This window comes from Micromonospora sp. NPDC049048 (assembly GCF_043197615.1).
Lineage (GTDB): Bacteria > Actinomycetota > Actinomycetes > Mycobacteriales > Micromonosporaceae > Micromonospora.
Genome location: NZ_JBICTM010000008.1, coordinates 355,135 through 368,249, shown reverse-complemented (window position 1 = coordinate 368,249; position 13,115 = coordinate 355,135). Strand labels below are relative to the sequence as shown.

The following is a 13,115-nucleotide window of genomic DNA, read 5'->3' as shown; positions in this document are numbered from 1 at the left end:
GTCACGGCCCGTCGCGGCCGGGAGACCCCGGTGCCGGGTCAGCCCACCCGGGCGGCGCCGGCGGTGACACCGGTGACGCTGCTGCCCGACCTCGTGACGTGATAGGTGACGGTCGTGCCGCTCCAGAAGTGGAACGTGAGGGTCACCCGGGCACCGTCGTCGACGGCGGCGAAGAAGGTGTCGGTCAGCGTGATGCGGTTGCCCGGATAGTCGGGGGCGAAGGCGACGTCGAACTCCTTGAAGGGCGTCCAGTCGTGCGGGCCGGCGTTGCGGCCGTCGGCGTACCTCGCCTCCATCGTGGCGAGCTGGTCACCACGGAACTGGGTGGGCACCGCGAACGAGGTGGTGTTCCCGCTCGCGCTCGACAACACCGGCGGGTCGTACGTGAGCACGTCGATCCGCCACGGCGCCCCGGCGGAGAACCGCGCCTGCAGGGTGGCGTTCACGCCGTACGCCCGGTTGCCGACCAGCCGGGTCAGCGCGGACGCCGTCAGCGTGAGCTGGCTGCCCGACACGGTGTAGTCGGTGCCCTGCGCCAGCGCGGTGCCACCCTGGTACAGCCCCTGGAAGGTGGTGCCGTTCAGGTTCAGGGCGAGCGTCCTGGCGGTGATCGAGCCGGTACGCGGCACGTACACCTGGTCGGACGACGCCGTCCCGGAGCGCGTGGTCCAGCTCGACCTGATCTGCGCGAACAGCTCCGGGTCCTTCCACTGGAAGGTGAGCCGGTTGAAGTGCTGCCCGTTGTCCCAGAGCTGCGTGGTGATCTTCTTCGTCCTGGCGTACCAGCCGAGGAACTCGAAGAACTTCAGCTTCTCGCCCTGCTGGATGGTGCCGGTGTGCCGGTCGAAGCCGAGCAGGCCGTACTCGCCGATCACCACGGGGATGCCCTTGGCCACGAAGGCGTTGTGCACCCGGTCGAAGGCGTCGGTCAGGTCCTTCTGGGCGGTGGCGTCGAAGCGGGTGCCCCCGGCGACGTTCACGCTGAACGGCCAGTAGCCGTAGAAGTGCACGGTGGCGATCAGGTTGCGGTCGCCCAGCTGGGTGAAGGTGCTGGTCAGCTCGTCGACGCGGGCCTGGTCCGCCGAGGTGTGCAGGGTCGGCAGGACCAGCATCCGGGTGGCGTTGTTGCCGCCGGAGGCCCGCACGATGCGGTGGAAGGACGTGTTGAGCTCGTGCAGCAGTTGCGCGTTCTGGGCGTCGCCGGAGCTGTCGGCGAACTGCGGCTCGTTGACGCTCTCGAAGTGCAGCCTCGGTGAGGCGTCCCGGAACGCGGCCGCGATCTGGGTCCAGAGCGCGTTGTAGCGGTTGAGGACGGTGGTCCGGTCGGACGGCATCGCGTTGATCCACTGCCACGAGTCGTGGTGAATGTTGATCATCACGTAGAAGCCGTCGGCGAGGGCCCAACCGACGACCTCCTTGATCCGGTTGAGCCACGCCGAATCGATGGTGTACGCCGGCGCGGGGCCGTGGTGGTTGCTCCAGGTGACCGGGATCCGGATGCTGTTGAAGCCCTGCGCCCGGACGGCGTCCAGCTGCGCCTCGGTGACGCGTGGGTTGCCCCAGGCCGTCTCGTCGCTGCCGACCGCGTCGAAGGTGTTGCCGAGGTTCCAGCCGGGCTGCATCGCGGCCACGTAGGCCATCGGGTCACCGGTCGGCGGCGGCGTGGTGGGTGGCGGGGTGCTGGATGGCGCGGAGGTGGGGCCGACGCCGCCGGTGCAGGTGACGCCGTTCAGCGCGAACGAGGTGGGGGCGGTGTTCGCGCCCGACCAGGAGCCGTTGAAGCCGAACGACACCGTGGCGTTGGTGCCGATGGTGGCGTTGTAGCCGACGTTGGTCGCGGTGACGTCGGCGCCGGTGGCGGTGACGGTGGCGTTCCACGCCGAGGTCACCTGCTGCCCGCTGGGAAACGTCCAGGTCAACCGCCACCCGTCGATCGGGTCACCGAGGTTGGTCACGGCCACGTTCGCGGTGAAGCCCCCGGGCCACTGGTTGGCCGAGTACGCCACCCGACAGCCGGCGGCCGCGTGGGCGCTCACCGCGAACGTCAGGCCGAGGCTCACCACCAGCATGGTGAGGGCGCCGGTGAACAGGCTCAGCCGCCATCGGGTCCTTCTCGTCGTACCTCGGGTCTCGGCCATGACGCTCCTCGCCTGGGATGCCGCTGGGACGGGATCGCGGCAGGCGCCACCACGAACGCGGCCGACACCCGATCGCGACCGCAGATTAAGTTTAGATTCCAAACTTTGTCAATCGGCGTACCTCCATCTGGACGGGCGGCGCGGCCCAGCCACCGCCCCTCACGTAGGGCAAATGGCCTGGTGACGGTCCGGGACGAGGCGGAGGTGCCCGCCGACCAGCGCGGGGACGCTTGTAACCTCGTCCGGGATCGCTGGATCTTCACCGACTCTGGTGGCCGCGGTGACCGGCCTCGTCCGGACCACCCGCCCGTCCCGGCGGCGGACCGGACCCTGGCCGCCAGATACCGAACGGAGCAACGATGAGCGCCCACGTCGACTACCCGCTCTCCGCCGTGCAGGAGCGCTTGTGGTTCACCATGCAGATCGCCCCGGAGTCCAGCGCGTACACGATCCCGCTGACCTGGCGGTTGACCGGCCCGGTGCGCACCGACCACCTGGCCCGGGCGCTACAGGTGGTGGTGGACCGGCACGACAGCCTGCGCGCGACGTTCCCGATGGACTGGGAGGGCCAACCGTGGCAGCGGGTGGCGCGCACCCAGCCCCTGTCGCTGGCCGAGACCGACCTCTCGCACCTCCTGCCACCGTCGCGACGGGTCGAGCAGGCCAAGGCGTTGATCGACGAGCTGTCCCAGGTCCCCGTCGACATCGAGGAGGGCCCGCTGGTCCGGGCCACCCTGATCCGGCTGGCCGAGGACGACCACGTCCTGTACGTCGACGTCCACCACCTGGTGTTCGACGGGTGGTCGGCGCCCATCTTCGAGCACGAGCTCGGCGCCGCCTACCGGGCACTGGCCCGGGGTGAGGCCGTCGACCTGCCCGAGGTACGCCAGTACCCGCAGCTCTGGCAACGCGCCGACGACCACGACGGCGACAGCGAGGAACTGGAGTACTGGCGCGAGAACCTCGCCGACCTGACCCCCACCGAGCTGCCCGGCGACAACCCCCGCCCCGCCGAACTGTCGTACGAGGGCAGCTCCGTGCAGACGACCGTCGCCGAGCCCGCGGTCACCGCCCTGCGCGAGCTGTGCCGCGAGCAACGGGTCAGCCCCTACATGGCCATGCTGTCGGTCTACTTCGTGCTGCTGCGGCGGTACCTGCGCCAGGACGACCTCGCCGTGGCCACGCCGCTGTCCGGCAGGACCGACCCCGACGTCGAGAACGTCATCGGGTGTTTCGTGAACACCCTGGCCGTGCGGGTGCGGCTCAGCGACAAGGACACCTTCCGCGACGTGCTGGAGCAGGTACGCGAACAGGTGCTCCTGGCGCACGAGAACGAGAACGTGTCGTACCAGCAGCTGATCACCGACCTACGGGTGCCCCGGGACTACAGCCGCCGGCCGCTCTGTCAGCTCAGCTTCGACCTCGACCAGGACGGTACGGACGACGAGACGTCCGAGTGGCACGACGTGACCGTCCGGACGTTCCGGCTGGACGGCACCACCAGCGCGCGGTTCGACCTCGAACTCTACGTGGGGGTGACCGAGGAGAGGCTACGGTGCCTCTTCACCTACAGCACCGCGCTGTTCCACCGTTCGACCGTCGAGGAGTTCGCCCGACGCTTCGTCGACCTCGCCCAACGGCTCCTGGCCGATCCGGGCCGGACGCTGGACGAGGTCGACGAGACGACAGGCGAACCGCAGGGCGCTCACTGACGCTGCGGGTCACCCAACGACACCATGATCCTGCGCTGGCCCCGGTAGGCACGCCGACCGTGGGCCATGCGCCGGTTGTCCACCAGCAGCAGGTCACCGCGGATCCACGGGGCGGGCCACTCGTTCGCCCGGCTGATGTCGATCAGTTCGGCCACGACCTCCTCGGGGATGGGCGTGCCGTCGCCGTAGGTGACCGAGCGGGGCATCACCCCGTCGAGCGCGGCGGCGAGCTGGAGCCGCGTCTCGGGATCGAGGCAGTACTCGTGCCAGTGCAGCACCTGGGCGAACCAGACCGGCCGGCCCTGGCGGTCGGGGAGCACCGCCGGCCGGTGCGCGCGGGTGGTCAGCACGTCGCCGTCCCAGGTGGCGCTCACGCCGTCCGCCGCGCACCGCCGGGTCACCTCTTCACGGTCGTCGGTGCCGAAGACCGCCGTCCAGGGCAGCCCCAGCCCCGGCAGGAACCGGCGCACGTAGCAGACGCCCAGCTCGGTGAACCGCTTACGGGTGTCGGCGTCCATCGCCTGCAGGACCGCGAGTCCGTCCACGACGGTGGTCTCGCCACCCTCCTCGGCCGGCTGCTGGCACGCGAAGGCGATCCGGGCCGGCCAGGTCCGGTTGAAGGAGTCCTCGTTGTGCCAGTACAGCTCCAGCTCCGCCGGGTAGTCGATCGGCATCACCACGCGGTCGCCGAGCACCTGGCGGGGGTGCTCGGTCGTCTGGTACGGCTCCCCGAACACCTCGGCCACCGCCTCGGCCAGGCGCTGCGGGTCGTCCACCCCGAAGCCCCGCAGCAGGACCGCGCCGTGCTCGTCGAGGCCGTCGCGCCAGGTGTCGGGATGGCCGGCCAGCCACTCCCGCGCCGAGCCCTCCCCGCTGACCATCAGCACGCTGGTCGCGCCGGCCCGCCGCACCTCGACCGCCGGTTCGACCGGGCCACCGAGTTCGGTGATCTCGATGTCGTCGAAGGACGGGAAGTCCTCCCCCGTGTCGTCCGTCGCCGATGACCTGCCCATCAGATCCGCCACCTCACACTCCGGGTTGTCCGCCACGGCGCCCAGCACCGCGACGATCTGGTCGAACACGTCATCCGCCCACGCCGGGGCGCAGGCGTCCAACCGGTGGTGCAGCTCCAGCACCGCGGACCCACCGTCGTCCCACACCCACAGCCCCACCGGGTTGGCCGGGGAGGCCCAGCCGCTGTCGAGCAGGTTGAACTCCGTACGGCCGGCCGGGTCGACCAGCCGGCCCGTCACGTACTGGTGGACCACCTTGACGTCGAACAGGCCGCCGGTGGTCTCCGACCCCGTGCGGCGCAGCTCGGCGACCAGCTGTTCGTAGCCGACGCTCTGGTGGCCCAGCAGGTCGCGCACCTCGGCGCCGACACGCCGGGCCACCTCGTCGAGGCGGCGCAGGCCACCGAGGTCCACCCGCATCGGCAGCTGGTTGCCGAAGTAGCCCACCAGGGACTCCAGCTCGACCCGCTCCCGGCCGGCCAGGTCCAGGCCGACAACCAGATCGTCCTGCCCGCACCGGTCCCGCAGGACCACCAGGAGAGCCGACGTGACCACGGCGTACGGGGTGGCACCCAGCCGCCGGGCGGCGCGGTGCGCGCTGTCGCCGATCGACTGCCGACGCTTGCGGGCCTGCTCGCCGGGCGGCGCCGGGTTCGGACCGGACGGCCCTGGCAGCCGGAGCCGGGGCGCCCCGCGCAGCCGTCCCACCAGCGCGTCCAGGGATTCGCGGTCGGCCGCCCCCGCCCGCGTCCGCCGCAACAACTCGGCCGCCTGGTACGCGGTGACCGGCAGCGCGGGCAGGTCGGGTGCGGTGCCGTCGAGCAACGCGGTGTAGACCCGGCCGAACTCCTCGAAGAGCACCCGGGCCGACCAACCGTCGAAGACGGCGTGGTGGACCACGAACACGAGCACCGCGTGGTCGGCGGCGAGCAACGCCTCGCAGCGCACCAGCGGCCCCACCGCCAGCTGCCACGCCTCGTCGAGCAGCTCGGCACACCGCCGCCGGCCGAGGCGCTCGGCGGCGCCGTCGTCCGGGTCCCCGACCGCCACCAGCCGGAGGACGGGGCGGGGGCCCGGCACCTGTCGGGGGGCGCCGTCCTCCGTGCGTACCACCGTGCGCAACGACTCGTGCCGGTCCACGAGGACGTCGAAGGCGTCGCGCAGCGCGGGGCCGTCGATCCGGCCGTCCACCCGGACCAGGAAGGGCAGCACCATGCCGGCGTCCCGGCCGCCCAGGAGGTGGTCGAACCAGAGCCGGTACTGCCCGGGGGTGACCTCGCCGGACCCGCCGGTGACGTGCGGGGGCGCGTCGGCCGCGCCGCCGGACCGGTCCTGGCCGGCCGCACCGTCGATCTGCGCGGCCAGCGCCGCGACCGTGGTATGCAGGAAGAGCGTCCGCACCGAGACCGGCACGCCGGCCCGCGCGGCGAGCTGCGCGGCAGCCTGCACCGCCCGCAGCGAATGCCCGCCGATGAGGAAGAAGTCGTCGTCGGCGTAGACCGGACCGACCTGCAACACCGTGCCGAAGACCTCCGCGACCAGCCGCTCGGTCGGGGTGGTCGGCAAGGTTCCGGCGGTCACCGCCGACTCGCCGGTCAGTCCGCGCAGCGCCGCCCGGTCCAGCTTGCCGTTCGCCGTCACCGGCAGGCGGGGCACCCAGACCACCCGGCTCGGCAGCATGTAGCGGGGCAGCGCGTCGGCCATGGCGCGCAGCAGGGAGCGCTGTTCCGGCCGGCCACGCGGGCCGGCCACCACGAACGCGACCAGCTCCGCGGGGCCGGCGCCGGCGGCGGGCAGTGCCGCGGCGGCCGCCGCCGCGATCCCCGGCAGGCCGGCGATGGCGACCTCGACCTCGCCCAGCTCCACCCGGTGTCCGCGCACCTTGACCTGGTCGTCGCCCCGACCCACGAAGGTCAACCCGGCCCGACCGTGGATCCGGACGAGATCGCCGGTGCGGTACATCCGGGCCCCCGGCACGCCCGCGTGGGGGTCCGGCACGAAGCGGCTGGCGGTCAGGCGCGGATCGCCGAGGTAGCCGTCGGCCACGGCGGCCCCACCGACGCAGAGCTCGCCCGTGTCACCGGCGGGCACCGGGGCGAGCCGGTCGTCGACGACGTACGAGTGGTAGCCGGTCAGGTCGTGCCCGATGGGTACCGGTCCCTGCCCGTCCCACCGCCGCAGGTCGGCGCAGCACGACCAGAGCACCGTCTCCGTCGGACCGTAGAAGTTCCAGACGTGTACGCCCAGCTCGCGGAAGCGGCCCGCGTCGCCGACCGTCATGGCGTCCCCGCCGCAGACCGCCCGGAAGCCCGACGGGGGCTGCCAACCGGCGTCGAGGAGCAGCCGCCAGCGGTGCGGGGTGGTGGCGAGCACGCTCACCCGCTGTCCGGCCAGGAAGGCGGCGAGTTCGGCGCCGTCGGCGGTGACCTCGTCCGGCACCAGGCAGAGGGTGGCCGCGCGCAGCAGGGCACCGAAGACGTCGCCGACCACGATGTCCCAGCCGAGCGACGACACCCCCGCCACCACGTCCCCGGGCCCGATGGCCAGGCGGTCGGCGTACGCGTCGGTGGCGTGGGCCACCGCTCGGTGCGACACGACCACGCCCTTGGGCTGCCCGGACGAGCCGGAGGTGTAGCTGACGTAGGCGGTGCCGGCCGGGTCGGGAGGCGGCAGCGGCTCCGGATGGGGACCGGTCAGGGGGTCCTCCCCCACGCCGGACGCCCGCACCCCGGTGCCGAGTTCCGCGACCGGCACCACCGGTACGCCGAGGCTGCTCGCGTCCTCGTGGTGGCGCGGACAGGTCAGCACCAGCCGGGGCGCCGAGTCGGCGACGATGCGGCGCAGCCGGGGCAGCGGCGAGTCGAGGCTCAGGTGCACGTACGCCGCCCCGGCCCGCAGGACGGCCATGGTGGCGACGATCGCGTCGACGTCGCGGGTGTGCATCAACGCCACGATGTCGCCGGGCAGGACACCGCGGGTCCGCAACGCGGACGCCATGTCGCCGCTGCGTCGCCAGAGCTGTTCGTAGGTCAGCTGCCGGTGGGCGTCGACGAGGGCGAGCTGGCGGGGATGGGTCCGGACGCTGTGCCACAGCCGCTCCACCAGCTGCTCCGGCGCCGACGGGTCGGTCCGGTCGATCCCGACCGGGGCGGGCGACGACTGCGGCCCGGCCGCCACCGCGACGGTGGGATCCACCGGCGCGGCGGGATCGGCGAGCAGTCGCGCGGCGAGTCGCGGCAGCGCCTCGGCGAGCTGCCGTACGGCGGCCGGGTCGAAGCGCTCGACCAGGTAACGGAAGACGAACCGGAGCCCGGACCGACCGGTCGCGGCTGCCACGGTCAGCGGCAGGGTGTCCCGGGACTTCTGCACCCGCACCGAGCGCCAGGTCAGCCCGCCCACGCGCAGTTCGGCGTCGGCGCCGACCGCGAAGGCGGCCAGCTCGGTCCGCTGGCCGGGCGACGCCTGGTAGTAGACGAACATGGTCTCGAAGAGGGTGCTCGGTCCCGCGCCGCCGACCCTGGCGGCGATCTCCGGCAGCGGGCAGCGCTGGTGGTCCAGCGCGGTGAGCACCTGGTCGCGGGCCGCGTGGACCAGGTCCCGCAGCGTGGTGCCGGCGCCCAGCCGGCTGACCACCGGCACCTGGTTCATGAACAGGCCCACGGTGTCGGCGAACCGTGGGTCCGTCCGGCCGGACATCGGCACCGCCACGGCGATCCCGGACTGGCCGGTGGCGGTGTGCAGCAGCGCCTGGTAGATGGCGAGCAGCACCACGAAGGTGGTGGTCCGTTCCTGGCTGGCCAGTTCGCGTACCCGTGCGGTCAGCTCCGGACCGAAGTCGCAGTCCAGCTCCGCGGCGGCGTCGGCGACCGGGTGCCTCGCCGGTGCGCCGGGCAACGCGAGCGTGGCCGGGATTCCGCGCAGCAGCCGGGCGAAGTGGTCGCCGGCCGCCGCCACCGCCGGACCCGCCTGATGGTCCGCCAGCGCGGCCAGGTGCTCCCGGTAGGACGGCGGCACCGCCGTCGGGGGACGGCCGGCGCCGGCCGCCATCAGCTCCGACAGCATCCCGGTGAGCGCGGCGAAGTCCGCGACGACGTGCGGTACGCAGAGCACCAGCAGCTGCCGGTCGGGCCCCCGGCGCAGCAGCTCGACGCGGAACAGCGGCGCCACGGCCAGGTCGAACGGCTCCTCGTCGGCGGTGGACAGCCAGTCGGCCACCCGCGCCGACGACCAGCCCGTGCCGTCGGTGACGCGCACCACCGGGCCGTACGAGCCGACGGGGACGACCACCCGGACCAGCCCGGCGCTGTCGCTGCGGTAGGCGGTGCGCAGCGCCTCGTGCCGGGCCACGAGATCGTCGACCCAGCGCCCGATCGTGTCGGCGTCCACCCCCTCGACCTCGGCGGCGGCGGCGAGCGTGGTGCCGCCGGGGGACATCTGCTCCAGCAGGTACATGGCCTGCTCCGCGCTTCCCGTCGGGGCCGGGACGCCGGGCGGCGGGGCGGCGGGTGGTTCGGGCCCGTCCTGCGGCGACCCGTGTTCGCCCGCCGGACCGCTCCCGTCCGGGCGGTACGCCACGGCGACCGTCTCGGCCACCTCGTCCAGCGATCCGGCCCGCAGCACGGTGGCGTACGACAGCGGCCCGCCGGCCACCGTCTCCAGGTGCACGACCAGGGACATCTGCGCCAGGGAGTCCAGCCCGTAGCGGGCCACGCCGCCGGCGTCGGGGTCGTCGCCCTCCCCGGCGGCACCGAGCAGGTCCCGCAGGTGCTCCGCGACGATGGCGGGCCGGGTCGCGGGATCGGCCTCGGCGAGGGCGTCCCGTACGGCGCGGGCCGCCGCCGGATCGGCGACGGTGGCCTGCCCGGCCAGCTCGGCGGAGAGGCGGAGCCGACCGGCGCGGTACTGCTCGCGGGTGTCGGCGCGGCGGATCTTGCCGCTCGTGGTGCGGGGCAGCAGGCCCATCCGGACCATGCCGACCAGCGCCGGCGGGTGCTGCGCGTGGGCCGCGACCGCCGCCCGTACGCGGTGCAGGAGGGCGTCGTCAGCCAGCTCGCCGGCGTCGCCGGCCGGGCTGCCGCACTCGACGAGCACGGCGATCTCGTCGAGGTGCTCGAGGTGGAACGCCGCCGCCATGCCGACGGGGCGGTCGGTGACGGCCCGCTGCGCGGCCAGCTCCAGATCGGCCGGGTACACGTTGCGCCCGTGCACGATCAACAGGTCCTTGACCCTGCCGGTGGGGACGAGTTCCCCGTCCTCGGTGAGGAACCCGAGGTCACCGGTGCGCAGGAAGCGGCCGGGCAGACCCGGGACCCTGGCACCGAAGACGCGGTCGGTCGCCGCGTCGGCCTTCCAGTAGCCGGCCGCCACGCCGGGGCCGCCGACCAGCACCTCCCCCACCGTTCCGGTGGCGACCGGCAGCCCGCCGGCGTCGACGATCTGGACCGTGGTGTCGCGCACCGGCGGACCGCAGGAGACCGGTGGGGTCGTCGCGTCGGCGTCACCGGTGACGTCGGGTGGTCCCGCCGCGCAGGTGACCAGCAGGGTGGCCTCGGCCAGGCCGTAGCAGGGCCGCAACGCCGCCCGGTCGAAGCCGTACGGGGCGGCGGCGGCCGCGAAGCGCTCCAGCGTGCTCGCCTGTACCGGTTCCGCGCCGACGAAGGCGACCCGCCACCGGGACAGGTCGAGACCGGCCACGTCGGGCGGGGCCTGCTCCAGCGTCCGGGCCAGGGTCTCGTACCCGGCGTTCGGGCCGCCGCTGACGGTCGCGGCCCGCGCGGCGAGCGTCTCCAGCCAGAGCAGCGGACGCCGGGCGAAGTCGGCCGCGTCGAGCACGCTGACCGGGATGCCGTTGAGCACCGGGGTGAGCAGACCGCCGATGAGCCCCATGTCGTGGTGGGGCGGCAGCCAGATCAGGATCTCGTCCGACTCGCGCAGGTCGAAGGTGGCCACCATCTGGCCGACGTTGTGCAGGAGGCACTCGTCGGTGAGCATCACGCCCCGTGGCCGGCTGGTCGAGCCGGAGGTGTACTGGAGCACCACCGGGCCGGCCGCCCGTACGCCGTCGCCGCGTAGTGCCGGCGCCTCCCGGTGGCTGTCGGGGGCCAGCCAGCGTACGTCCGGCAGGGCGTTGACCGCGGCGGCGCTCGGCCGGCCGACCGCCACCCGGACCTGCGCGTCGGTGGCGGCCCCGACGAGCCGGTCGATGCGGTGCCGCCCGGTCGCCGGCGGCATCGGCACGGCGATGGCCCCGGCGAACAGGCAGCCGAAGAACCAGTCGAGGAAGTTGCGGTCCGCCCTGGCCAGCAGCAGGACCGGTTGCCCCGTCGCACCGGCGTCGGTCAGGAGCCGCGCCGCCGCCAGCGCGGAGTCGACCAGTTGGCGGTAGGTGACCTGCTCGGAGATCTGCCCGGCGCCGTCCAGGTAACGCAGGATCACCCGGTCCGGGGACTGCTCCGCGCGGGCCAGCAGGGTGCCGGCCACGCTGGCGGACAGCGCAGTCACCGGTTCTGGCCCGTGCTGTCCGTGGCGGCGGCCTCCCTGCCGGCCAGGTGACGCCCGAGCGCCGCCGGCGTCGGGGTGGTGAAGATGTCCCGGATGGTGACCTTCATGCCGGACTTCCGGCCGATCTCCAGGGCGGTACGGATCGCCAGCAGCGACTGGCCGCCGAGGTCGAAGAAGTCCACGTCGCGGCCGGGCAGCTCCGGCAGTCGCAGCGTCCGGGCGTAGGCGGCACGGACGATCTCCGTCAGCTCGGCCGACCGCTCGGAGTCCCCGTCGGCGGCCCCGCCGGCCGTGGGCGCCGCCGCGGGGCTCGCCGCCGTGACGAACAGCGCGTCGTCGCGGCGGGCCGACACCGACTCCAGCGGGGCGTCGGGAGACAGCGTCGCCGCGTCCAGTACGGCGTCGAGCGACTCGGCGAAGCGGCGCACCCCGTCCGGTCCGAGGAAGTGCGGGCCCGGCTCGAGGCACACCTCGAAGCGGTCCCCGGCGTCGAGCACCATGACGCCCAGCCCGAACTCGGGCGAGCTGCCGAACTGCTCGCGTACGGTGCAGTGCAGCCCGTCCAGGGTCAGCGTGCGGTCGTCCTGCTGGAGATAGTCGAGGGTGATCTGGGTCAGCGCGTCGGCGCGGGTGCCGCCGTCGCGTACGGCGCTGACGATGGTGCTCAACGGGGTGTGCCGGCGGGCCATCGCCTCGACGCTGCTGGTGCGGGCCCGTTCGAGCAGGTCCGCGAACGTGGTGCCCGCGTCGTCGCGCCAGCGGATCCGCAGCGGCACCGTGTTCAGGTGGTAGCTGACCTGCTGCTGCTCGTGCGGCCCCCGGATGTCCAGCAACGCGCCGAGCACCACGTCGCGGGGCCCGCCCTCGCGCCGGACGGTCACCGCCAGGGCCGCCATCAGCACCATGAACGGGGTGGCCCGGTGCCGGGCGGCGCAGTCGCGGATCCGCTGGCTCACGGCCTGCGTGAGCACGAAGTCGTGCCGGGGCGGCGCCTCGGCGTCACCCGGCTGGCGCGGCTGCAACGGCGCCGGGGCGGCGGCCAGGTCCGCACGCCAGTAGTCGAGGTCGCCGGCCGACACAGCCGGCCCGGACGCGGACAGCGGCAGCACCTCGACCGGCGGCAGTCCGGCGGGGTCGGCCGCGCCGTGCCCGCGCCGCAGCCGGTACCGCTCGGCGAGTTCGGCCAGGAAGACGCCGAGCGACCGGCCGTCGAACACGAGGTGGTGCACGGCGATCCCGATGTAGCCCAGGTCGGGACCGGCGGTGATCACCGTACCGACGAACATGGGTCCGGTCTCGGGGTCGACGATCGTGCACCGCTTCGCCAGCACCCGGTCGGCGGCGGCGTCCATGGCCGCCAGGCGCTCGGCCGGCGACTCGTCGTCCGCCGGCGCGTCCGCCAGCTCCACCACCCGGATGTCACCCTCGTCGTCCACGACACGCAGCGTCGGGACGGTCGAGGCCGACCGGAGCCGGCTGCGCAGCCGGGGGTGCCGGACGGTCAGCTCCCGCAGCGCCGCGGCGAGCGCCCGCGCGTCGAGGGGACCGACCAGCCGGGCGCCCCAGGTGATCAACTGCCCCTGGACCGTGTCCCGCAACTTGCCGTTGAGCCAGAGCCCCTGCTGCACGGGAGTCAGCTCGACCTCGGTGGCCGGTCGGACGACCTCGGCCGCCTCGTCCCGCTGGGCCGTACGCAGGCGGGCCCGCCGGACGAGCACCTCGAGGGAAACGTTCGATTCAGACATACCAAT

4 protein-coding genes are annotated in these 13,115 nt (G+C 73.7%); 1 reads left to right on the top strand and 3 read right to left on the bottom strand.

Translation table 11 applies throughout. From position 1 onward, the window contains the following. Positions 1-38 precede the first annotated feature (38 nt). Positions 39-2,069, bottom strand: coding sequence for a cellulase family glycosylhydrolase (locus ACGFIG_RS25145; protein ID WP_393006855.1), 2,031 nt, complete (start codon positions 2,067-2,069; stop codon positions 39-41). A 428-nt stretch (positions 2,070-2,497) separates the two neighbouring features. Here ACGFIG_RS25145 and ACGFIG_RS25140 point away from each other — a divergent pair, with 428 nt between their 5' ends. Beyond that, positions 2,498-3,850, top strand: a complete 1,353-nt coding sequence (locus ACGFIG_RS25140; RefSeq protein ID WP_393006809.1) for a condensation domain-containing protein — start codon at positions 2,498-2,500, stop codon at positions 3,848-3,850. On the opposite strand, the gene ACGFIG_RS25135 is transcribed toward ACGFIG_RS25140, so the two are convergent. Next, the gene (locus tag ACGFIG_RS25135; protein WP_393006807.1) at positions 3,844-11,364 is read right to left on the bottom strand and encodes an amino acid adenylation domain-containing protein; all 7,521 of its coding nucleotides are present in this window, start codon (positions 11,362-11,364) and stop codon (positions 3,844-3,846) included. The two genes, ACGFIG_RS25140 and ACGFIG_RS25135, sit on opposite strands and share 7 nt — an antisense overlap. Further along, entirely contained in the window at positions 11,361-13,109 is a 1,749-nt protein-coding gene (locus ACGFIG_RS25130) for a condensation domain-containing protein (RefSeq protein ID WP_393006805.1), read from the bottom strand. The genes ACGFIG_RS25135 and ACGFIG_RS25130 overlap by 4 nt, the downstream gene beginning before the upstream one ends. Positions 13,110-13,115: the final 6 nt, after the last annotated feature.